This window comes from Sinorhizobium sp. BJ1, from assembly GCF_002531555.1.
Lineage (GTDB): Bacteria > Pseudomonadota > Alphaproteobacteria > Rhizobiales > Rhizobiaceae > Sinorhizobium > Sinorhizobium fredii_B.
Window position 1 is genome coordinate 115192 of sequence record NZ_NWTH01000004.1, and the last position, 21851, is coordinate 137042.

19 protein-coding genes are annotated in these 21851 nt (G+C 63.5%); 10 read left to right on the plus strand and 9 right to left on the minus strand.

Annotation, left to right across the window (positions count from 1 at the left end):
* Positions 1-70: 70 nt before the first annotated feature.
* Entirely contained in the window at positions 71-1612 is a 1542-nt protein-coding gene (locus tag CO676_RS06670) for a DEAD/DEAH box helicase (RefSeq protein WP_014765421.1), read from the minus strand.
* A gap of 674 nt (positions 1613-2286) precedes the next feature.
* On the opposite strand from CO676_RS06670, the gene CO676_RS06675 reads away from it, so the two are divergent.
* The gene (locus tag CO676_RS06675; protein ID WP_014765420.1) at positions 2287-2739 is read left to right on the plus strand and encodes a host attachment protein; all 453 of its coding nucleotides are present in this window, start codon (positions 2287-2289) and stop codon (positions 2737-2739) included.
* 6 nt (positions 2740-2745) lie between these two features.
* On the opposite strand, the gene mnmD is transcribed toward CO676_RS06675, so the two are convergent.
* Positions 2746-3462 carry a tRNA (5-methylaminomethyl-2-thiouridine)(34)-methyltransferase MnmD gene (mnmD, locus tag CO676_RS06680; protein ID WP_097520031.1) on the minus strand — a complete coding sequence of 239 codons (717 nt, stop codon included), beginning with the start codon at positions 3460-3462 and terminating at the stop codon, positions 2746-2748.
* A gap of 39 nt (positions 3463-3501) precedes the next feature.
* Between mnmD and CO676_RS06685 the strand changes: the two genes are divergently transcribed.
* The 6 genes from CO676_RS06685 (at position 3502) to uraH (ending at position 7966) form a co-directional block, all read left to right on the plus strand.
* Complete coding sequence (locus CO676_RS06685; RefSeq protein WP_097520032.1) at positions 3502-4632, plus strand: FAD-binding oxidoreductase; 1131 nt, start codon at positions 3502-3504, stop codon at positions 4630-4632.
* 75 nt (positions 4633-4707) lie between these two features.
* Entirely contained in the window at positions 4708-5508 is an 801-nt protein-coding gene (locus CO676_RS06690; RefSeq protein WP_097520033.1) for a DUF1045 domain-containing protein, read from the plus strand.
* A gap of 78 nt (positions 5509-5586) precedes the next feature.
* A complete protein-coding gene (gene puuE / locus CO676_RS06695; RefSeq protein ID WP_097520034.1) occupies positions 5587-6516 on the plus strand; it encodes an allantoinase PuuE in 930 nt (309 codons plus the stop codon).
* Entirely contained in the window at positions 6516-7019 is a 504-nt protein-coding gene (gene uraD, locus CO676_RS06700) for a 2-oxo-4-hydroxy-4-carboxy-5-ureidoimidazoline decarboxylase (RefSeq protein ID WP_014765415.1), read from the plus strand. The genes puuE and uraD overlap by 1 nt, the downstream gene beginning before the upstream one ends.
* A gap of 78 nt (positions 7020-7097) precedes the next feature.
* Positions 7098-7607, plus strand: coding sequence for an ureidoglycolate lyase (locus CO676_RS06705; RefSeq protein ID WP_014765414.1), 510 nt, complete (start codon positions 7098-7100; stop codon positions 7605-7607).
* Positions 7604-7966, plus strand: a complete 363-nt coding sequence (uraH, locus tag CO676_RS06710) for a hydroxyisourate hydrolase (protein WP_014765413.1) — start codon at positions 7604-7606, stop codon at positions 7964-7966. The genes CO676_RS06705 and uraH overlap by 4 nt, the downstream gene beginning before the upstream one ends.
* Before the next feature lie 15 nt (positions 7967-7981).
* Here uraH and CO676_RS06715 read toward each other — a convergent pair whose 3' ends face one another.
* The 7 genes from CO676_RS06715 to CO676_RS06750 form a co-directional block, all read right to left on the minus strand.
* A complete protein-coding gene (locus tag CO676_RS06715) occupies positions 7982-9127 on the minus strand; it encodes an alpha-hydroxy acid oxidase (RefSeq protein ID WP_014765412.1) in 1146 nt (381 codons plus the stop codon).
* 104 nt (positions 9128-9231) lie between these two features.
* Complete coding sequence (guaD, locus tag CO676_RS06720) at positions 9232-10548, minus strand: guanine deaminase (RefSeq protein ID WP_097520035.1); 1317 nt, start codon at positions 10546-10548, stop codon at positions 9232-9234.
* Positions 10545-11777 (minus strand): urate hydroxylase PuuD, encoded by a 1233-nt coding sequence (gene puuD / locus CO676_RS06725; RefSeq protein ID WP_097520036.1) that lies wholly within the window; start codon positions 11775-11777, stop codon positions 10545-10547. Before puuD ends, guaD begins: the two co-directional genes overlap by 4 nt.
* A 104-nt stretch (positions 11778-11881) precedes the next feature.
* A complete protein-coding gene (locus CO676_RS06730; RefSeq protein ID WP_245424269.1) occupies positions 11882-12841 on the minus strand; it encodes a LysR substrate-binding domain-containing protein in 960 nt (319 codons plus the stop codon).
* Positions 12842-13286: 445 nt separating this feature from the next.
* Entirely contained in the window at positions 13287-15623 is a 2337-nt protein-coding gene (gene xdhB / locus CO676_RS06740; RefSeq protein WP_097520038.1) for a xanthine dehydrogenase molybdopterin binding subunit, read from the minus strand.
* A gap of 170 nt (positions 15624-15793) precedes the next feature.
* Entirely contained in the window at positions 15794-17272 is a 1479-nt protein-coding gene (gene xdhA, locus CO676_RS06745; RefSeq protein ID WP_097520039.1) for a xanthine dehydrogenase small subunit, read from the minus strand.
* 20 nt (positions 17273-17292) lie between these two features.
* A complete protein-coding gene (locus tag CO676_RS06750; protein WP_097520040.1) occupies positions 17293-18069 on the minus strand; it encodes a 3-hydroxybutyrate dehydrogenase in 777 nt (258 codons plus the stop codon).
* A gap of 304 nt (positions 18070-18373) precedes the next feature.
* Between CO676_RS06750 and glpK the strand changes: the two genes are divergently transcribed.
* The 3 genes from glpK to map all read left to right on the plus strand — a co-directional run bounded on the left by glpK (position 18374) and on the right by map (position 21832).
* Positions 18374-19867 (plus strand): glycerol kinase GlpK, encoded by a 1494-nt coding sequence (gene glpK / locus CO676_RS06755; RefSeq protein WP_097520041.1) that lies wholly within the window; start codon positions 18374-18376, stop codon positions 19865-19867.
* A gap of 102 nt (positions 19868-19969) precedes the next feature.
* Positions 19970-21010: an LLM class flavin-dependent oxidoreductase gene (locus CO676_RS06760; RefSeq protein ID WP_097520042.1), complete on the plus strand. Its 1041-nt coding sequence runs from the start codon at positions 19970-19972 to the stop codon at positions 21008-21010.
* Positions 21011-21082: 72 nt separating this feature from the next.
* Positions 21083-21832: a type I methionyl aminopeptidase gene (gene map, locus CO676_RS06765; RefSeq protein ID WP_097520043.1), complete on the plus strand. Its 750-nt coding sequence runs from the start codon at positions 21083-21085 to the stop codon at positions 21830-21832.
* Positions 21833-21851: the final 19 nt, after the last annotated feature.

A 21851-nucleotide genomic window follows, 5' to 3' on the forward strand; every position in this document is an offset into this window, starting at 1 on the left:
GAGCTCGCCTAGATCGGGATGTTATCAAAAGACGGCCTTCGGCGGCCGCCCACAATGTCATCGTAGAGCGTCAGCCCTGCCGGCCGCCATTGTCTGCGCGGCGCACGCCTTGACCACGCTCGCCCCGATTGCCGGGCTGGCCGTCGCCATGACGGCGTCCCTCTTGCTTCGCGCCCGGGCGGCCATGGTGCTTCCGGTTCTCGTGGTTGCGGTTGCCTTCCGACCGGCCGTCGTGATGCCCGGGGGCTGCGGCGCGATGGTCGCGGCGCTCGCTCTTCTGCGGGCGGTCGTCGCGGAGTAGCTCGTCACCGGCAAACCCACCGGCCACGGCCGGTTCACGCGCGGGCCGTTTCGGGCGCTGGCCATCGCCATTGCCGCGATGCTGACCACCGCCATTGCCGCGATGTTGACCACCACCATTGCCGCGCTGCTGGCCATTGCCGCGACCTCCGCGACCCTTGGAGGGGCGGGCCTGGTCGGCCGGCGCATCGCCGCTGGCGACGGCGATCTGGATGCCCATCAGCTTTTCGATATCGCGCAGCAGGCGGATTTCGTCCGGCGCACAGAAGGCGATCGCGATGCCGTCGCGGCCGTTGCGGGCGGTGCGGCCGATGCGATGCACATAGGCATCCGGAACTTCCGGCAGATCGTAGTTGTAGACATGGGTGACGCCCGGAATGTCGATGCCACGGGCGGCGACATCGGTCGCGACGAGGACGCGGATCTCGCCGTCGCGGAACGCCTTCAGTGCCCGCTCGCGCTGACCCTGGCTCTTGTTGCCGTGGATCGAGGCGGCCTTGAAGCCGACATGGTCCAGATGCTTCATCAGCTTCTCGGCGCCGTGCTTCGTGCGGCTGAAGACCAGTGACAGACCATCGGGATTGTCGGTCAGCGTCCGCTTCAGGATCGTCGTTTTCAGGTCCTTGCCCGGAACGAAATGGACATATTGCTCAACCTTGTCGGCGGCCTTGCCGGGAGGCGTGACCTCGACCTTGACCGGATCGGTCAGGTACTCGCCGGCAAGCTCGGCGATCAGTTTCGGCATGGTTGCCGAGAAGAGCAGCGTCTGGCGGTTCTTCGGTACCAGCTTCGAAATCTTGCGCAGGTCGTGGATGAAGCCGAGGTCGAGCATCTGGTCGGCCTCGTCGAGCACGAGGTAGCGGCCCTGCGTCAGCGTCACGGCCTTACGGGCAATAAGGTCGAGCAGGCGGCCAGGTGTTGCGACGAGAATGTCGACGCCGCGGGCCAGTTGTTCGGTTTGCTTGTTGATCGAGACGCCGCCGACCACGACGCCGACCTTCAGCGGGCTCTTCTTCACGAAGAGCTTGAGGTTGGTGGCGATCTGGTTGACGAGTTCGCGGGTGGGGGCAAGCACGAGGGCGCGGATGTTGCGCGGGTCCGGGCGCTTGCCGTCGGCGACGAGCTTCTCGATCATCGGCAGGCCAAAGGCGGCCGTCTTGCCGGTGCCGGTCTGGGCGAGACCGATGAGGTCATGACCCTTGAGGACAAGCGGAATGGCCTGCGTCTGGATGGGCGTCGGCTTCTCGAAGCCATTGGCGGAGAGGGTCGCCAGGATGTCCTGCGAGAGACCGAGCTCTTTGAAAGTGGACAATGCATATACCTTTCGGGGCGCCAAACGCTGTCGCCGGAATCGCCTCTTGCAATTCCGGTGTCGTCTGGCGTCAAGAACCCCGCGTGAATTGGGAACTTGTGGGTTAAGAGAAAATCGTCAAGCGCCTGTGTGCTGCCGCCGGTTGCGGCAATGTATCGCGCTTTTCCTTCTTCCCAGCTCAATATGGTTGCCGAGGGCACGCTCACGCGGCGGCCGGAAGGTGACGCGCCTCCATGTCGGGGTTTTGCTTCGAAAAGTCAAGCTGCATCTTTTGCGGGTGCGAAATTAGTCTTCCGCTTCAGCTTTGAGCGCGGCGCGCTGTCGAGGGAAATCTTGAAGGGAAGCGGCGATCAAACATCGCGCACGAAAGCCTTGCAGAAGAAGCGCCGGAGCGTACAATTCCGCGGCTCGGCCTCAGCATTCCGGGCACGTTACGGCTGGAGGTCTGGTGCGAAGAGTGCCGGAAATAGCGTGGTTCCAAGTCGGCAGGAGCGAGCGATACCTGCCGATACCGGAACCCAGTTTCGATGCCTGCCTTGCCCGCTTGTAGCCAAGCCGCGTGACACTGGACGAAAAAGGACCCTGGGCGATTGGGAACCTGACGCGACTTCAACCGTTCCATTCCTTGAGCCTTTGCCGACCTATCTGCCAACCGAGACACAGGGGAGGAACTCGTGCGAGACCGGATTTGGATACTGACCGCCGACGGCAACGCAGCGCGGATCGTCAAGGACGTCAACTTGCTCAAGGACGGCCGACAGCAGCCGGAAGTGGAGACGTACCAGATAGAAGGCAGACGAGCTCAGGACATCATGGCCGACAAACCGGGCCGCAGCCATTCGTCCGTCGGCCACGGTCGCTCGGCCATGGAATATAGCAGCGATCCGGTGCGCGAAGAGCAACACCGCTTCGCAGTGGAGATTGCCGAGAAGCTCGACCATTATGCGTTGGAGAACGCCTTCGACAACCTGGTGATCTGCGCTGCGCCGAGAACGTTGGGCGACCTCCGGAAGCTGCTTTCCCATCACGTCAAGGAAAAGACCGTTGCCGAGATCGACCGCAACTGCGTAGCCGTGCCGACCGATCAGCTGATTGCGACGGTCAAGTCCGTGGTCTTTCCCGGATAGACACGTTCAAGCCTTATCGCCCCGCAGCATCTCGCGCTTGCCGGCAAAGCCTGGAAGACGTTCGACAGCAAAGCCGGCGGCAGCGAGGTTGCGGCGGACGAAACCCGCCGCAGCATAGGTGGCGAAGGTACCGCCGCGGACCGTCCTGTCGAAGACTGCCTGCATGAGACGCGACGACCACATGTCCGGGTTGCGGGAGGGTGCGAAGCCGTCTAGGTACCAGGCGTCGAAGCTTTCCCGGCATTGGGAGACGCCGTCGAGCGCCGTGCCGCAGACCACGGTCAGGCGTACGGTGTTGAAGTCAATGTCGATGCGGCCTGCGGGCCTATTCGACCAAGTGCCGACGAGCGCCTGGCGCTCCGCGGCGATCTCCGGCCAATGGGAGAGGGCTCGATCGATCTCGTCGGCGCGCATCGGAAAGCGCTCGAAGGAGACGAAGTGCAGCCGGCCATTCGAGACCTGCGCCTGTTTCCATTGCCGCCAAGTTTCGCAGAAATTCAAGCCGGTGCCGAAGCCAAGTTCGCCGATCGTGAAGGCTCCGCCTGCGTTCCAACGCGCCGGCAGCCTGTTGCCGGCGAGGAAGACGTGGCCGCATTCCAGCCGGCCTTCGGTGCGGCAATAAAAGTGATCGCCAAATTCCAGCGAATAGGGCATATCGCCAGCATGCCATTCAAGGCTCTGCTGTGCCGGCGGCTGGTTCTGGCGGGGGTCGGTTTCTGTCATGGCAGTGCCGATAGTCTTCCAGCCAGATAAGGTCAATCGATGAGCGAAGTTTTGGTCGTTGGCGGTGGTATCATGGGGCTCTGGGCGGCACTCATGGCCGGTCGCGCCGGTATCGAGACGCGCCTCCTCGAGCGGAAAGGCATCGGCGCAGGAGCGAGCGGCGGTCTGCTCGGCGCGCTGATGCCGCATATGCCCGACCGCTGGAACGGCAAGAAACAGTTCCAGTTCGATGCTCTTGTTTCGCTTGAGACGGAAATTGCCCGGCTGGAAGCGGAGACGGGGCTTTCGGCGGGCTATCGCCGCTCGGGCCGGATCATGCCGCTCGGCAGACAGCATCTGCGCGAGATAGCACTCGGCCACGAGCAGGACGCGGAGCGGCACTGGATCGCTGGCGACCGACGGTTCCATTGGCACGTCCGTGACGCCGGCATCGATAGCTGGCCGGCGGCGGATGCTGCATCTTTCGGGGTCGTCCACGATACGCTGGCCGCCCGCGTGTCGCCGCGAAGCCTGCTCGCGACGCTCCGGACGGCACTCGCCGCCTTTCCTCATGTCCGTGTCGAGGAGGGCGTCGAGGTGACCACGATCGACCCGCAGCATGGCTGGCTGGTGCTTGCCGATGGACGTGCGTTGACGTTCGGGCATTGTATTTTATCCGCAGGCGTTGCGAGTTTTCCCTTGATCGACCGATTGGCGGTGCGGCCGCAGGCGCCGAGCGGCGGCGCCGTCAAGGGGCAGGCGGCACTGCTTCGCGCCGACATCAATCCGGGCTCACCGATCATCTTCACCGAAGGCCTCTACATCGTTCCGCATGAAAACGGTCACGTGGCCGTCGGCAGTACTAGCGAGAACCAATTCGACGAGCCGTTCGCCACGGACGCGCAACTGGATGCGCTGATCGATCGCGCCGTGGCTCTGGCGCCCATCCTGCGCGACGCGCCGGTGGTCGAGCGCTGGGCGGGGTTACGCCCCAAGGCCACGGGGCGGGAGCCGATGGTCGGCCGACATCCCGATCATCAGCGGCTGTCGGTGTTGACGGGCGGCTTTAAGGTCAGTTTTGGCATGGCGCATGTTCTGGCGGGCTTCGTCATCGACGAACTTGTCGGGCGGACGAGCATCGAATTGCCGCAATCGTTCCGATGCGAAACCCATATCGCCGGCCTGCAATAGCCCCCATCCGACTTCGTCAATCTGTCACGCAAATCACCTAAGAGGCGGCTATCGACTGGAGTTTTGGAGCCCGCAATGCGCTATGCCATTTGTTTTACGCCGCCGATGGGAGACCCGCTGTCCGCGGCGGCGGCGAGCTGGCTCGGCCGCAGCGTCTATTCGGGCGAGCCCGTGGAGCCGCCGTCGATCGCCGGACTTCGCGTCTCGGAGATCGCCTTCCATACGGCGCTTCCGCGCCGCTTCGGCTTTCACGCCATGATCATGGCCCCCTTTCGCCTTGCCGACGGCATCGATGAAGCGCAGCTGCTGAGGGCGCTGATGCATTTCACCAGCGCGGAGACGCCATTTGCGATCGAGCGGCTGGAGGTGGCACGCCTAAGCCAGTGCTTGGGCTTGCTGCCGACGGTGCCGAGCCAGGCGATGCATATGCTCGCCGCGCGGGTTCTGCAGGCATTCGACCGATTTCGGGCCCCGCTCAGCGAGGACGACATCGAACGCTCCGATCCCGATCGATTGACGGCGCCGCAATTCTCCAACCTGCATCGCTGGGGCGACCCCTTCGTGATGGAAGAATACCGTTTCCATTTGAAGCTCACCGGCCCTCTGGGTGCCGATGCCGGGCGGCGATTGGAGCCGCCGCTGCGGGAGGTCTTCGAACCGCACCTGACGAAACCGCTCGTGGTCGACAGCCTTGCCTTGTTCGTCGAACCGGACACGGGTGCGCCGATGCGCGTCCATTCTCAGCATCCGCTCGGCAAAATTTCCGTTCGTCCACGAGGCGAAAGGACGATCCGGCCCGGGCCGCAGCGCCAGATATCTGGTGATGCTGGAGGTCCATTGGCACACGTCGCCAATTCCCTTGCCGCGATACGCTAAGGACCTTTATCGCCGCCATTTTCATCTCGACAATCCGGTGCGCGGTGCTACCGTTCCGGAAAAATCGAAGGTGATTTCATGGCCGAGACTTCCTATTCGCGCGACTTCGTTGGCTATGGGCGCACGCCGCCAAAGCCGCATTGGCCGGACGATGCGCGCATCGCCGTGCAGTTCGTTCTGAACTATGAGGAAGGCGGGGAGAGCTGCATTCTCGATAACGATCCGGCTTCGGAATGCCTGCTGTCCGAGATCGTCGGTGCGCAGCCCTGGCCGGGTCAGCGCAACCTCAATATGGAGTCCATCTACGAATACGGGGCACGGGCCGGCTTCTGGCGGCTGTGGCGAATGTTTACCAGCCGCGGCGTGACGCTGACGGTCTATGGCGTGACGCGCGCCATGGCGCGCAATCCGGAGGCGGTCGCAGCGATGAAGGACGCCGGCTGGGAGATCGCCAGCCACGGGCTGCGCTGGCTCGAATACAAGGATTTTCCGGAGGAAGTCGAGCGCGAGCACATTCGCGAGGTGGTGCGGCTGCATACGGAGCTGACGGGCGAGCGGCCGCTCGGCATCTATCAGGGCAAGCCCTCGGTCAACACGCTGAAGCTCGTCCTGGAAGAGGGCGGCTTCCTCTATTCCTGTGATTCCTATGCGGACGAGCTCCCCTATTGGGTTCCCGGATTGACCCCCGAGAAGCCGCATCTGATCATTCCCTACACGCTCGACGCCAACGACATGCGCTTTGCCACCAACCAGGGCTTCAATTCCGGCGACCAGTTCTTCACCTATCTCAAGGACACCTTCGACGTGCTCTATGAGGAAGGCACGGAAGGCAGCCCGAAGATGATGAATGTCGGCCTGCATTGCCGCCTCGTCGGCCGACCCGGCCGGGCAGCGGCGCTCGCCCGCTTCATCGACTACGTCATGTCCCACGACCAAGTATGGATACCACGGCGCATCGACATTGCCCGTCACTGGTACGAACACCACACACCGGAAGGATTGCGCTGATGTCGGAACGCGAGGATTTCGTTCGCCGCTTCGGCGGCATCTTCGAGCATTCGCCCTGGGTGGCGGAGCGTGCGTTCGATCGTGCCGCCTCGTCGGGTTTGACGGCCGGCAATATCCATTCGGCGCTCTGCAATGCCTTTCGTGCCGCGTCGCCCGCAGAACGTCTCGCGGTTTTGCGCGCGCATCCCGATCTCGCCGGCAAGCTGGCCGTCGCCGGCAAGCTCACCATCGACTCGAGGTCCGAGCAGGCATCGGCGGGCCTCGACCGGCTTTCGCCGGAGGAGCATGCGCGCTTCACGGAGCTCAACGCGGCCTATACGAAGAAGTTCGGCTTTCCTTTCATCATCGCGGTGAAGGGGCTGTCGAAGGAGGAGATCCTCGCGGCCTTCGAGCAACGGATTGACAATTCCGTGGAAGAGGAATTTGAAACCGCCTGCGCGCAGGTGGAGCAGATCGCCCGGCTGCGGCTCGGTTCCATGCTTCCGGGAGAAGATAATGCCTGACAATACAGTTCCCGAACTGCCCGCCGGCGCCGTTTCGCGCCCTGGTCTCAATGGCCGGAGAGCCGGGACCCAGGCCTGATGTCGCATCTCATTTCAATCGAGCCTCTGACGAAGGAGGCTTTCGCCCCGTTCGGCAGCGTCATCGAGCCCGACCCGGCGTCGGCGCGCCTCATCAATGGCGGCAATACCGAGCGGTTTCATGCGCTTGCTGAAGTCGAGGTCGTTGGGGAGGGCGCTCGGGTGATCATCAACATCTTTCGCGGCCAGCCGCGAGCCTTTCCCTACAGCCTTGCCATGATGGAGCGTCATCCGCTCGGCAGCCAGAGTTTCTCGCCACTTGACGATCGGCCCTGGCTGGCGGTTGTCGCCGCGGACGAAGGCGGTCGGCCGGGCAGGCCGCGGGTCTTTCTGGCAAGCGGCCGGCAGGGGGTCAATTATGGTCGCAATGTCTGGCATCATCCGCTGATGGCGATCGATGACGCCAGCGATTTCATCGTCGTCGATCGCGGCGGACCGGGCAACAATCTCGAGGAATTCTTCTACGAAAAGCCTTTCGTCATTCCCGGTTTGAAGGAGAGCGTCCGATGAGCAAGAGCGGCCGCCTGACGACCCATGTTCTCGACACCGCACTCGGCAAGCCGGCCGAAGGGCTGCGCATCGACCTCTATCGGCTGGACGGCGAGGAGCGACAGTTGGTCGTGACGGTTCGCACAAACAGCGACGGCCGCGTCGACGGGCCGCTCGCGGAGGGCGAGCTCTTCAAGGCGGGGCAATACGAGCTGGTCTTTCACGCGGGCGACTATTTGCGCGCAGCCGGGGTGGCGATTTCGGAACCAGCCTTCCTCGACCTTGTCCCGCTGCGGTTCGGCATCGCCGACCCCACCAGCCATTACCACGTGCCGCTGCTGCTCTCGCCTTACGGCTATTCCACCTATCGCGGCAGTTGAGCCGACGGGCGCGCGCTAGATCGCGTAATCGTCGATGACGTCGCGACCCACGTCGTTGATGTTGCGCTTGCCGCAAAGCGCCATGGTGGTGTCCATCTCCTTGCGGATAATGTCGAGGGCGAGGGTCACGCCGTCTTTGCCCATCGCACCGAGGCCGTAAAGGAACGGGCGGCCGATGAAGGTGCCCTTGGCACCAAGCGCGATGGCTTTCAGCACGTCCTGGCCGGAGCGGATGCCGCCATCGAGATGAACCTCGATCTGATCGCCGACGGCATCGATAATGCGCGGCAACATGCTGATCGAAGACGACGCTCCGTCGAGCTGGCGGCCGCCATGGTTCGATACGATGATCGCGTCGGCCCCGGTCTTTGCGGCCATTTTCGCGTCTTCCGGATCGAGAATACCCTTCAGGATGAGCGGGCCGCCCCAGCGCTCCTTGATCCACTCGACGTCTTTCCAGGAGAGCTGCGGATCGAACTGCTCCGCAGTCCATGCATGAAGAGAGGAGAGGTCGGTGACGCTCTTGGCGTGCCCGACGATGTTGCGGAAGGTGCGCCGGTTCGTGCCGAGCATCTTCATGCACCAGCGGGGCCGGGTCGCCATCATCCAGAGATGTTTTGGCGTCATGCGCGGCGGTGCCGATAGCCCGTTGCGAAGATCCTTGTGGCGCTGGCCGAGAATCTGCAGATCGAGCGTCAGGACGAGGGCCGAGCATTTAGCAGCCTTGGCGCGGTCGATGAGGTTGAGCACGAACTCGCGCTCGCGCATGACGTAGAGCTGAAACCAGAAGGGTTTCGTCGTGACGGATGCGACGTCCTCGATCGAGCAGATGCTCATGGTCGAGAGCGTGAACGGAACGCCATAGGCCTCGGCCGCCTGGGCCGCCAGCATTTCGCCGTCGGCATGCTGCATGCCGGTCAAGCCGGTCGGGGCAAGGGCGACCGGCATCGACACCTTCTGGCCGATCATCGTCGTTTCGAGCGAGCGATTGGTCATGTCGACCAGCACCCGCTGGCGCAGCTTGATCTTCGCGAAATCCTCCTCATTCGCCCGATAAGTACCCTCCGTCCAGGCGCCGCTATCGGCGTAGTCGAAGAAGAGCTTCGGAACCCGCCGCTTGGCGAGCGCCTTCAGGTCGCGGATGTCGAGGATTTGCGTCATGGATCGCCCTCATCGAATGGAGATTACGGACGCCTTATCACGTTTTCAAAGGGGGTGTAATAGTCGCGGAAGGCAAGAGGTCAAAAAAATTGACCTCTTTTCGCTCAGGCGGCTACGAGCGCCGATTTCGCTGGCGTGCCCGCTACATAGGTCTCGATGATCGACCGGTCGTCGCCCATGGTCTGCAGCAGGAAGAGCTCGTCGGCGAGCGAATTGACCACTTCGGCCCTGAGCGCCATGGCGGGTGTGGCCGCCATATCGAGCACTGTGAGATCGGCATCGGTGCCGGGCTCCAGCGTGCCGATGCGGTCGGAAAGCGAGAGCGCCTCGGCATTGCCGCGGGTCATCATGTAGAAGCTGTCGAAGGGGTTCAGCCGCTCGCCCTGCAACTGCAGGATCTTGTAGGCCTCGTCGAGCGTCTTCAGCATCGAATAGCTGGTGCCGCCGCCGATGTCGGAAGCGACCGAGACGCGCACCGGCTTCTCGCGCCGCGTCAGCGTGCGGAGCGGAAACAGGCCGGAACCGAGGAAGAGGTTCGATGTCGGGCAGAAGACCGCGACCGAGCCGGTCTCGCTCATCGCATCGGCCTCGCGCTCCGAGAGATGGATGCAATGACCGAACAGGCTTTTCGGACCGAGCAGGCCATAGCGGGCGTAGACGTCGGTATAGTCCTTCGCCTCCGGATAGAGTTCGCAGGTAAACGCGATCTCGTCGCGGTTTTCCGAAAGATGCGTCTGCACGTGGAGGTCCGGAAACTCCCGGACGAGCGATTTCGCCATCTCCATCTGCTCCGGCGTCGAGGTGATGGCGAAGCGCGGCGTGATGGCGACATGGTTGCGGCCCTTGCCGTGCCAGTCGGCAATAACCGCGCGCGTCTCGTCATAGCTCATCTCGGGCGTGTCGAGCAGGCCCTGTGGGGCGTTGCGGTCCATCATCACCTTGCCGGCGACCATGCACATGCCGCGCCTCAGGCTCTCGGCGAAGAAGGCGTCGGCGGACGCCTTGTGCACCGAGCAATAGGCCGTTGCCGTCGTCGTGCCGTGGCGAACCATTTCGTCGAAGAAGCGGGCGGCGATGCGCTCCGCATGCGCCGTCTCGACGAAGCGGCACTCCTCGGGAAAGGTATAGGTATTCAGCCACTCGAGCAGGTTGGCCGCATAGGAGGCCATGACCTGCATCTGCGGGAAGTGCAGATGCGTGTCGATGAAGCCCGGCAGGATGAGGTGCGGCCGATGGTCGGTCTCCTCCACTCCTTCCGGCGCTACAGCCTTGACGGTCGCATAGGGACCGGAAGCCTTGATCACGCCATCCTCGACGAGCAGCGCGCCGTCACTCTCATAGGTGTAGGCGGCGCTGTCGTCGATGCTCTGCGGAGCACGGTTGAAGCTTAGCGTGCGGCCGCGGATCAGGGTGGCTGTCATCTTGTCTCCCCGACGGCGCTCTCGAACCAGGCCGTCAGCAGCCTGCGTTCGTCCGCCGTCATGTCGGTTATGTTGCCAGGCGGCATGGCGTGGCTGCGCCCCGCCTGGATATAGATTTCGCGTGCCAGGGCGGCAATCTCGGCGTCGCTCTCGAGTATGACGCCGTTCGGGGCGCGGGCAATGCCCTCGTAGACGGGCTCGGCTGCGTGGCACATGCTGCAGCGGGTCGCGATTGTGTCCTTGACTGCCGGGAAATGCGCATTCTCGGCAAAGCGCTTGAAAGCCGGCGCAGCCTCGGCCCGCTCTTGTCCGGTCAGGATTTTCGGCGCGGTCGACAGCCACATGATCAGGATGAAGAGGATCGCGGTCGCCAGCCAGGTCCAGGTCGGCTTGCCCTTGCGGGCATGCGTCGTGTTGAACCAGTGGCGGATCGTCACGCCCATCAGGAACACCAATGCCGCGATGATCCAGTTGAAGGCTGTCGCGAAGGCGAGCGGGTAATGGTTAGACAGCATGAAGAAGATGACCGGCAGCGTCAGATAGTTGTTGTGCAGCGAACGCTGCTTGGCTTGAGCGCCGAGCCTCGGATCGGGTGTCTTCCCGGCGATCAGGTCGGCGACGACGATCTTCTGGTTGGGGATGATGATGAAGAAGACGTTGGCGGACATGATCGTCGCCGTGAAGGCGCCGAGATGCAGGAAGGCGGCACGGCCGGTGAAGACCTGTGTGTAGCCCCAGGCCATCGCGACCAGCACGACATAGAGGAGGGCCATCAGGCCCCAGGTGTTCTTGCCGATCGGCGACTTGCAGAGAAGGTCATAGAGGATCCAGCCGACGCCGAGCGAAGCAAGCGAGATCAGGATCGCCGTCGTGGCGGAGATATCCAGCACATGCCGGTCGATCAGGAAGAGATCGGCGCCGCCGTAATAGACGATGCAGAGCATCGCAAAGCCCGAGAGCCATGTCGAATAGGACTCCCATTTAAACCAGGTGAGATGCTCCGGCATCATGGCCGGCGCCACCAGATATTTCTGGATATGGTAGAAACCGCCGCCATGCACCTGCCATTCCTCGCCATAGGCGCCCGGGGGCAGATGCTCGCGCTTCACCAGGCCAAGGTCGAGCGCGACGAAATAGAAGGACGAGCCGATCCAGGCGATGGCGGTGACGACATGCAGCCAGCGGACGGCAAAGGCCAGCCATTCCCAGGCGATGGCGAATTCGTACATTCAGGTCCCCTTTTCTCCGTTCGCTCACCTTGCGAGAAAAAAGGAGAGGGGGGAAGAGGCGTTTTATACGTTAGAATGCATTTCCACGCGCGGCGACACGGATCTTAATCCGTTGAATCCAAAGGGTAAGCCTCGCCGGCCACCGGGCTGGTCATTGCCGCGGCTCCAATGCCATTGCGCCGTTCGAACTCTCCGAGGATCCAGTCGCGGAAGCTGCGGATCTTCGCGACGTTGCGGCGCGCGTGCGGGTAGACGAGCCAGTAATCGTGTCCATCGCTGCAGCGCAGGTCGAAGGGTTGATAGAGCCGGCCCAGCGCGACGTCGTCTGCATAAAAGTCCGGCGTCAGGATCGCCACGCCTTGCCCCGCAATTGCGGCACCCGCTTCGAAGGACTGTGCACCAAGCCGGGTAGCCGGCCGACCGTCGAGGTCCGGATCCTCGACGCCCGCCGCTCGGAACCACAAAGGCCACCAGGGATCTTGGGGACCGATGATACGCAGCTTCAGAAGGTCGCGCGGTTCATTCACTCCGCCGATCGTCGCAGCGAGCGCCGGACTGAGCATGGGCGTAAATTCGACCGTCATCAGCCGATGACTGACGAGACCCGGCCAGGAACCCGTGCCCGACCGGATCCCCACGTCCACCCCCTCCTTGCTGTAATCGACCATCGAGTCGCTTGCCGCGAGGCGAACGGCAATGTTGGGGTGGGCGAGCTGGAACGTGCCGATATTGCGGGCGAACCATTGCGACGCAAAGGTCGCAGTCGAACTGATGAGAAGGGCCGTCTGCGCGTCGTCGCGTGCCGAGGCGACTGCGTCCTGCAGCATCGCGAAGCCTTCCGTCACCTTCGGCGCCAGCCGCTGGCCCACTTCCGTCAAGGTCACCTGGCGGGGACGCCTCAGGAACAGCGGCTCGCCGACATTCTGTTCAATGAGCTTGATTTGGTAGCTGACCGCCGTCTGGGTCATGCCGAGCTCCTCGCCCGCCTTGGTGAAGCTGCCGAGCCGGGCGGCCGCCTCGAAAACCCTCAGCGCATTCAGGGGGAACTGCTTCGACATCTTCATGGATAAGCTCTCTTGATGCATGCAGACGGATGTTCGATTGGAATTCGAGCACGTTCGGCGGCACGCTGCAAGTCAACTTCACCGCATCCGAAAGGTGTTCAGATGTCTTGCGATGTATTGGAATATGCTGAAGGAAAGCCGCTTCTGTCGTTCGGCGGCGCAATCCGGTTCGCCGCGTTCGCGGTTCGCCGCATGAGAGGCCGGAACTTGAAACTCGACCTCGAATCCACGTCCGACTACATGAAAAAGGACCTGGGATTCCTCGATGGGCGCATGCCTCGCTGCGACGATCAGATGCTGCGATAGATGGCGGCTTCTGGTGTTGCGGTTGTCCCTCATCCGGCCTGCCGGCCACCTTCTCCCCGCGAGCGGGGCGAAGCGGACGTGCCGCACTGCCTCCCTCTCCATGTCAGAATGGGGAGGGCTATCTTCGACAAGTCAGCTCTTAGAGTCCTCTGAGACGCTCCACCGACATCAAGACGCGCTCCGGCGTCGCCGGTGCATCAAGGCGAGGGCACTCGCGATAGCCGGCGACGCTGGCGACCGCCATCGATAGGGCCTCCAGCACCGAGATCGGCAGCATCAAGGGTGGCTCGCCTACCGCCTTCGAACGGCCGATGGTTTTTTCCGCGTTTTCCGACCACTCGGCGAGGCGCACGTTGAAGATTTTCGGCCGGTCGGAGGCGAGGGGAATCTTGTAGGTAGAGGGGGCATGGGTCCTGAGCCGCCCTTTCTCATCCCACCAGAGTTCCTCCGTCGTCAGCCAGCCCATGCCCTGCACGAAACCGCCCTCGATCTGGCCGAGGTCGATCGCCGGATTGAGAGAGCGACCGACGTCGTGCAGCACGTCGACCCGGTCGACCAGATATTCGCCGGTCAGCGTGTCGATCGACACTTCGGAGACCGCAGCGCCGTAGGCGAAATAATAGAAGGGCGTGCCTCGGCCGGCGGCGCGGTCCCAGTGGATTTTCGGCGTCTTGTAGAAGCCGGCCGAGGAAAGCTGCACCCGCGCCGCATAGGCTTGTCCGATGAACTCGGCGAAGGGCACGAGCTCTTCGCCGATCTTCACGTGGTTCGGCACGAAAGTCACATTTTCGGCGGTCGTCTGCCAGCGCTCGGCGGCGAAGGCGACGAGGCGTTCCTTGATCTGGCGGGCGGCGTCGAAGGCGGCCATGCCGTTGAGGTCGGAACCCGAAGAGGCGGCGGTCGCAGACGTGTTCGGCACCTTGCCGGTCGTCGTCGCGGTGATCTTCACCTGATCGATATCGATCTGGAAACTATCGGCGAGTACCTGGGCCACCTTGGTGTAGAGGCCCTGACCCATCTCCGCGCCGCCGTGATTGAGATGGACCGAACCGTCCGTGTAGATGTGAACGAGCGCACCCGCCTGATTGAGATGGGTGAGGGTGAAGGAGATGCCGAACTTCACCGGTGTCAGCGCAATGCCCTTGCGGATCACCCGGCTCGACCTGTTGAAGTCGATGATCGCGGTACGCCGCGCCTGATACTCGGCGCTCGCCTCCAGTTCCTCGACGATCTGCCGGATGATGTTGTCTTCGATCTTCTGGTGGTAGGGCGTGATGTCGCGCCCCGAGCCCTTGTCGCCGTAGAAGTTCAGTTTGCGGATTTCGAGCGGGTCCTTGCCGAGCGCATAGGCGATCTCCTCGATGATCCGCTCGCCGCCGACCATGCCCTGCGGCCCACCGAAACCGCGGAAGGCGGTGTTGGAAATCGTATTGGTTTTCAGCGGTTGCGAGGTCAGCTTCACATGCGGATAGAAGTAAGCGTTGTCGGCATGGAAGAGAGCCCGGTCGGTCACCGGTCCGGAAAGATCGGCAGAAAAACCGCAGCGCGCGGCATAAGTCGCCTGGACCGCCAGGATCTGACCGTCATCGTCGAAGCCGACATCATAGTCGACGAGGAAGTCGTGCCGCTTCCCCGTGGCGATCATGTCGTCGTCGCGGTCGGGCCGGAACTTCACGGCACGGCGCAGCTTGCGCGCGGCAACTGCAGCGAGTGCGGCAAACTGATTGCCCTGTGTTTCCTTGCCGCCGAAGCCGCCGCCCATACGGCGGACATTGACGGTGACGGCATTCGCCGGGACGCCGAGCACATGCGCGACCATGCGCTGGATCTCGCTTGGATGCTGGGTGGAGGACCAGACGGTGATATCGTCGTCTTCGCCAGGCACCGCCAGGGCGACATGTCCCTCCAGGTAGAAGTGCTCCTGGCCGCCGATCCGCATCCGGCCCTTCAGCCGGCGTGGTGCGCGCTCCAGTTCGCCCTCCGCATCGCCGCGCTGCAGCGTCAGCGGCGGGGTGACGAGCTCGCCGCCTCCGGCCATTGCATCGGCGACATCGATCATGTGGGGCAGGTCGCGATAGGTGATCTTCGCAAGCCGCGCGGCACGGCGGGCAGTGTCGCGCGTCTCGGCAATCACCGCAAAGGCCGGCTGGCCATGGAACTGCACGCGACCGTCGGCAAGCACCGGCTCGTCGTGCAGGTGGGTGGGGCTGATGTCGTTCGAATGCGGCATGTCCTTGGCGGTCAGCACCAGGACGACGCCGGGAAGGGCGGCGACCGCGGAGAGGTCCAAGTCAAGGATTTCTGCATGGGCCCGGTCGGTCAGTCCCAGTGCGCCGTGCAGAGTGCCGGCGGGTTCCGGCATGTCGTCGATATAGTCGGCGGTCCCGGCCACGTGCTTGTGGGCGCTGTCGTGGCGGAGTTCGGCGTGCATGGGACCGGCGATGGTCGTGGGCTCGCCGAAGCTGGACTTATCCATCGCTTAGTGCCTCCTGCCGAAGGAACTGCCCTTCATCCGGCCTGCCGGCCACCTTCTCCCCGCGGGCGGGGAGAAGGGATATGCCACGCCGCCTCCGTTCCCTCTCCCCGCCAGCCGGGAGAGGGGACGGGTGAGGGGCAGTCTCAAGGCGCAAACTTCAATGCCAGCGCTCATGCTACATCCTCGAAGCGCTCGAGCTGGGCCTTCTCGCCGATGCTCTCCAGGAACAAACGCATCAGCAGGTTCTTTGCCGCCAGCATGCGGTAGGCGCCAGTGGCCCGCCAGTCGGTGATCGGTTGGAAATCCGTCTCGAAGGCAGCCTGCGCTGCGCGCACCGTGTCCTCGGTCCAGGGCTGTCCGAGCAGCGCGGCTTCGACCGCCTTCGCTCGCTTCGGCGTTGCGGCCATGCCGCCAAAGGCGATGCGGGCGGATTTCACCCGGCCGCCCTCGAGCGACAAACAAAAGGCGCCGAGCAGCGCAGAAATATCCTCGTCGCGGCGTTTTGTGACCTTGTACGCGGCAAAGCGGTCGCCTGCCGGCAGCGCCGGAACGAAAATGCTCTCGACGAATTCGCCCGGGCGTCGATCCTGCTTGCCATAGGCGATGAAGAAATCCTCGAGCGGCAGCGACCGCGTACCGTCCGTCGAACGCAGCTTCACCGTTGCGCCGAGGGCGATCAGCGGCGGCGGGCTGTCGCCGATCGGCGAGCCATTGGCGATGTTCCCACCGATCGTGCCCATGTTGCGCACCTGCTCGCCGCCGAGGCGGTCGAGAAGCCCGCCGAAGCTTGGGTAGGCCGAGGAAAGGGCTTCGAAGGCTGATGTATAGCTGACGCCGGCACCGAGGGTCAGGCCCGCTCCAGAGCTTTCGATGCGCTGCAGTTCGGCGATGCCGCTGATGAACACGGCCGGATTGATCGAGCGCATCTGCTTCGTCACCCACAGCCCGACGTCGGTCGCACCGGCAACGATCGTGGCCGCGGGACGTTCTGCAAGCACCGTCGCGAGACCGGCAGCATCCGCCGGGACGATAAGACAGTCCTCGCCTTTGCCGATGACAATCGTTTGCCTCGGCCGTAACGCCTTGAGCTGGGTCGTTACCGTTTCGCGTGTCCGCGTGATGGGGTCGAAGAGGGCGGCGGGCCGTTCCCTTGCCGCGGCCTCGGCCGCGCGCACGATCGGCTCGTAGCCGGTGCAGCGACAGAGATTGCCTTGCAGCGCCTTTTCGATCGCGGCGCGGCTCGGATTGTCGTTCGTCAGCCACAGCGCATAGAGCGACATGACGATGCCGGGCGTGCAGAAGCCGCATTGCGAGCCGTGATAATCCACCATCGCCTGCTGCACCGGATGCAGCGTCCCGTCGCTTGCTGCCAGATGCTCGACGGTGACGATATGCGTCGCGTTCAGCGAGCCGACAAAGCGGATGCAGGAATTGACGGTTTCGTAAACGAGGTTTTCGCTGTCGCCGGCGAGCCTGCCGACGAGCACCGTGCAGGCGCCGCAGTCGCCCTCGGCGCAGCCTTCCTTGGTGCCGGTGAGGCCGCGTTCAAGCCGCAGATAGTCGAGGAGCGTGGCGGCCGGCGCGACGTCCGAAAGAGCGACCTCCGTGTCGTTCAGAATGAAGCGGATGCTATCGGATGCTTGTGCCATGCGTCCTTCTTGATCCCGCTCTATTGCGCCGTCCAGCCGCCGTCCATCGAGACATGCGTGCCGGTGATCTGGGCTGCCTCGTCGCTGGCAAGATAGAGCGCCAGCGAGGCGACCTGCTCGACAGTAATGAACTTCTTCGTCGGCTGGCCCTTGAGCATCACCTCGTTGATCACCTGCTCCTCGGTGATGCCGCGCGTTCTCGCCTGGTCCGGTATCTGCTTTTCAACAAGCGGCGTCAGCACATAGCCGGGGCAGATCGAGTTCACGGTGATGCCGTTTTCCGCCACCTCGAGCGCCACGGTCTTCGTGAGACCCATGATACCATGCTTGGCTGCCACATAGGCGGACTTGAAGGGCGAGGCGACGAGGCCGTGCGCCGAGGCGATATTGACGATGCGGCCCCAGCCGTTCTGTTTCATGGCAGGAATCGCCGCCCGGATCGTGTGGAAGGAGGAGGAGAGATTGATGGCGATGATCCGGTCCCATTGCTCGACGGGGAAATCCTCGACTTTTTCGACGAATTGGACACCGGCATTGTTGACGAGGATGTCGGCTCCGCCGAAGCGCGAGACGGCGGTTGCCATCAGGTCGGCGATTTCTGCCGGTTTCGTCATATCGGCGGGGTGATAGAGCACCGTGCCGGAACCGAGGCCTGCGACCTCGTCCGTCACCGTCCTGATCTCGTCAGCCGAACCGAAACCGTTCAGCACGATATTGGCGCCCCTCTTCGCAAAGGCCTTGGCGATGGCCAGCCCGATGCCGCTCGTCGAACCCGTTATGACCGCTGTCTTCGTCATTCTCGATCTCTCCTCGGCCGCAGATCCCGTCCCATCATGCGTTGGGACAAGGCGCAAGACCATGCCGCATTCTTACTCGTCGCGCGCGCTCGTATTGCGACGCAACAGCCTCAGCCTACGCGCAAAAGCGCGGCGGTGACAATTGTGTTTTTCCGGCCGGCGACGCAGAGTTGGTGGCATGCTTCGACGGGCGGAAGAGTAGCGTTTTGTTTTCGTTTGACATTCGTTTTCCCATCGTATTGAAGTCTTTCGAAGACTGCCTGTAGAGGAAGGGCAGCCTCTGTTGCTTGCCGAGGAGGGGCATATGGGCGGATATATTCTTGCAATCGATCAGGGTACGACGTCCACGCGGGCGATCGTTTTCGACGGCAAGCAGCAGGTCGCGGGCGCCAGCCAGAAAGAATTCAGGCAATATTTTCCGAAATCGGGCTGGGTCGAGCACGACCCGGAGGAAATCTGGGAAACGGTCCTCTTCACCGTTCGGCAGGCGATCGAGAAAGCCGGCATTGCCGCAAGCGATCTAGCGGCGATCGGCATCACCAATCAGCGCGAGACGGTGGTCGTTTGGGATCGCGAGACCGGCAAGCCGATCCACAACGCGATCGTCTGGCAGGATCGCCGCACCGCCTCGTTCTGCGACAAGCTCAAGAAGAAAGGTCTCGAAAAGACCTTCACCAAAAAAACGGGACTTCTGCTCGATCCGTATTTTTCCGGCACGAAGCTCAACTGGCTGCTTACCAATGTGAAGGGAGCGCAGGCGCGCGCCGCAAAGGGCGAGCTGTGCTTCGGCACCATCGACACGTTCCTCATCTGGCGGCTCACCGGCGGCAAATCCTTCGCGACCGATGCGACCAATGCTTCCCGCACGTTGATCTACAGTATCGTCGACAATAGCTGGGACGACCAGCTCCTCGAAATCCTGCGCATTCCGCGGGCGATGCTGCCGGAGGTGAAGGATTGCGCCGCCGACTTCGGCATCACGGAGGCGTCCCTCCTCGGGGCGGCGATCCCGATCCTCGGAGTTGCCGGCGACCAGCAGGCGGCGACGATCGGCCAGGCCTGCTTCAAGCCTGGCATGCTGAAATCGACCTATGGCACCGGTTGCTTCGCGCTGCTCAACACCGGCAAGGATATCGTTCGCTCCAAGAACCGACTGCTGACCACCATCGCCTATCGTCTCAATGGCAAAACGACCTACGCGCTCGAAGGCTCGATCTTCGTTGCGGGCGCTGCCGTCCAATGGCTGCGCGACGGGCTCAAGGTCATCAAGGCGGCGCCCGACACCGGCACGCTTGCCGAGAGCGCCGATCCGACGCAGGAGGTCTATCTCGTGCCGGCCTTTACCGGGCTCGGCGCGCCGCATTGGGATCCGGATGCCCGCGGCGCGATCTATGGGATGACGCGCAACACCGGTCCGGCCGAGTTCGCCCGCGCCGCTCTGGAATCTGTCTGCTACCAGACACGCGATCTGCTCGACGCCATGCACAGGGACTGGCGCAGCAACGGCAAGGATACGGTGCTCCGCGTCGACGGCGGCATGGTCGCATCCGACTGGACGATGCAGAGGCTCTCCGATCTTCTCGATGCCCCCGTCGATCGCCCGGTTATCCTCGAGACGACAGCGCTCGGGGTCGCCTGGCTTGCCGGCAGCCGTGCCGGCGTCTGGCCCAACCAGGAGGAATTCTCCAAGTCCTGGGCCCGCGACCGGCGCTTCGAGCCGCAGATGGATGGGACGACCCGCAAGGGGAAACTCAAAGGCTGGCGCAGCGCGGTGAAGCGGACGCTGATGGCGGCTTAGGTCGCCGTTTCTCCGCGATAGGAAACGGTGTGTTTCCGAACCCGCATTTGCGGACCGGTCGACCGCCAATTATCTCTGGGCGATCGACAACAGGATGGCGTCATGGAGCTCGGGCTTTATACTTTTGCGGATGTGGATCCGGATGCGGCCGACAAGGGTGCGGAAGGTCGGCGCCGCCTTGCCAATCTGCTCGAGGAGATCGAGCTTGCCGATCAGGTCGGCCTCGATGTCTTCGGGCTCGGAGAGCATCACCGGCCCGACTATGCGGCCTCCACACCGGCGGTGATCCTCGCGGCCGCCGCGGCGCGCACCAGTCACATTCGGCTGACGAGTGCGGTGACGGTGCTGAGCTCTGACGATCCGGTGCGGGTCTTCCAGCAGTTCGCGACGCTCGATCTCATCTCCAACGGCCGTGCCGAGATCATGGCCGGGCGCGGCTCCTTCATCGAATCCTTCCCGCTCTTCGGCCAGTCTCTCGAGGACTACGACCGGCTTTTCGCCGAGAAGCTGGACCTGTTGCTGGCAATCCGCGACAGCGAGAAGGTCACCTGGTCCGGTGAAATGCGGCCGCCGATCAACGATCGCGGCGTCTATCCGCGGCCGCTGCAGAGCCCGCTGCCGCTCTGGATCGCCGTCGGCGGTACGCCGCAGTCGGTCGCGCGTGCCGGCGCGCTCGGCCTGCCGATGGCGCTTGCGATCATCGGCGGCGAACTGCGGCGGTTCGCGCCGCTCTTCGACCTCTATCGCGAAGCGGCGCGGCGCGCCGGGCAAGATCCTCTGAAGCTGAAGACGAGCATCAATGTGCACGGCCTCATCGCCGACACGACGGATGAGGCCGCCGATCAATTCTACGGGCCGCAGGCGGAGGTGATGAACCGTATCGGCCGCGAGCGCGGCTGGGGGCCGACGAACCGCGCCCATTACGACCAGGCGCGTAGCCCGAGCGGCAACCTGTTCATCGGCGATCCCGAGACTGTCGCTCAAAAAATCGTCGCCCACCAGAAGCTCTTCCGGAACGACCGTTTCCTGCTGCAGATGGCGATCGGTCCGATGCCGCACGGTGAGATCATGCGCGGCATCGAACTCTACGGCACCAAGGTCGCGCCGATGGTGCGCGAGATGCTGGCGGCAGAGCGTCAGTAGGGGCTGCAGCGACCTGCGGCACTGGCATCGCCCGCGCCGGCACGCTACATGTGGCTGCGAAAGCGAGACACCATGACCCTCAACAACGACGAAGATCTTGAGCGGCTGAAGGAAATCGGCCGCATCTGCGCCAATGCGCTGCAGGCGATGGGCGCGGCGCTTGAACCGGGCATCACCACGGCGGAACTCGACGCGATCGGCCGCAAGGTGCTCGGGGAGGCGGGCGCCCGTTCGGCACCGGAGCTCTGCTACAAGTTTCCCGGTGCGACCTGCATCAGCGTCAACGAGGAAATCGCCCATGGTATCCCCGGAAACCGGGTGATCCGCGCCGGCGATCTCGTCAATATCGACGTTTCCGCCGAAAAGGACGGTCTCTTTGCCGATACGGGCGCTTCCTTCCCGGTCCCGCCGGTGACCGCGGCGATCGACCGGCTCTGCCGCGACGGCAAGCGGGCCATGTGGGTGGGCTTGAAGCAAGTGCGGCCGGACCAGACGCTGGCGGCGATCGGCAACGCCATCGGCGAATTTGCCCGCAGGAACCGCTATTCGCTCGTCACCAACCTGGCGAGCCACGGCATCGGCCGGTCGCTGCACGAGGAGCCGGCCGAGATCGCCACCTGGCCGGATCCATCCGAGCGTCGGCGGATGAAGGAGGGCATGGTCTTCACCGTCGAGCCGTTCCTATCGATGGGCGCGCACTGGGCCGAAGGCGGCGAGGATGACTGGACGCTCTACAGCGAGCCGCGTGCCCCGACCGTGCAGTACGAACACACGGTCGTCGTGACGCGCGGCGGGCCGCTGGTCGTGACCCTGCCGGGCTGAGCAAGTGCGTCGGGTCGTG

Excerpts from the sequence above, each read along its gene's own strand:
- CO676_RS06690 (WP_097520033.1), top strand. The coding sequence starts at position 4,708 with ATGCGCTATGCCATTTGTTTTACGCCGCCGATGGGAGACCCGCTGTCC.
- uraD (WP_014765415.1), top strand. The coding sequence starts at position 6,516 with ATGTCGGAACGCGAGGATTTCGTTCGCCGCTTCGGCGGCATCTTCGAG.
- CO676_RS06760 (WP_097520042.1), top strand. The coding sequence starts at position 19,970 with ATGGAGCTCGGGCTTTATACTTTTGCGGATGTGGATCCGGATGCGGCC.
- glpK (WP_097520041.1), top strand. The coding sequence starts at position 18,374 with ATGGGCGGATATATTCTTGCAATCGATCAGGGTACGACGTCCACGCGG.
- CO676_RS06705 (WP_014765414.1), top strand. The coding sequence starts at position 7,098 with ATGTCGCATCTCATTTCAATCGAGCCTCTGACGAAGGAGGCTTTCGCC.
- guaD (WP_097520035.1), bottom strand. The coding sequence starts at position 10,548 with ATGACAGCCACCCTGATCCGCGGCCGCACGCTAAGCTTCAACCGTGCT.
- map (WP_097520043.1), top strand. The coding sequence starts at position 21,083 with ATGACCCTCAACAACGACGAAGATCTTGAGCGGCTGAAGGAAATCGGC.
- mnmD (WP_097520031.1), bottom strand. The coding sequence starts at position 3,462 with ATGACAGAAACCGACCCCCGCCAGAACCAGCCGCCGGCACAGCAGAGC.
- puuD (WP_097520036.1), bottom strand. The coding sequence starts at position 11,777 with ATGTACGAATTCGCCATCGCCTGGGAATGGCTGGCCTTTGCCGTCCGC.
- xdhB (WP_097520038.1), bottom strand. The coding sequence starts at position 15,623 with ATGGATAAGTCCAGCTTCGGCGAGCCCACGACCATCGCCGGTCCCATG.
- puuE (WP_097520034.1), top strand. The coding sequence starts at position 5,587 with ATGGCCGAGACTTCCTATTCGCGCGACTTCGTTGGCTATGGGCGCACG.
- uraH (WP_014765413.1), top strand. The coding sequence starts at position 7,604 with ATGAGCAAGAGCGGCCGCCTGACGACCCATGTTCTCGACACCGCACTC.
- CO676_RS06750 (WP_097520040.1), bottom strand. The coding sequence starts at position 18,069 with ATGACGAAGACAGCGGTCATAACGGGTTCGACGAGCGGCATCGGGCTG.
- xdhA (WP_097520039.1), bottom strand. The coding sequence starts at position 17,272 with ATGGCACAAGCATCCGATAGCATCCGCTTCATTCTGAACGACACGGAG.
- CO676_RS06715 (WP_014765412.1), bottom strand. The coding sequence starts at position 9,127 with ATGACGCAAATCCTCGACATCCGCGACCTGAAGGCGCTCGCCAAGCGG.
- CO676_RS06685 (WP_097520032.1), top strand. The coding sequence starts at position 3,502 with ATGAGCGAAGTTTTGGTCGTTGGCGGTGGTATCATGGGGCTCTGGGCG.
- CO676_RS06730 (WP_245424269.1), bottom strand. The coding sequence starts at position 12,841 with ATGAAGATGTCGAAGCAGTTCCCCCTGAATGCGCTGAGGGTTTTCGAG.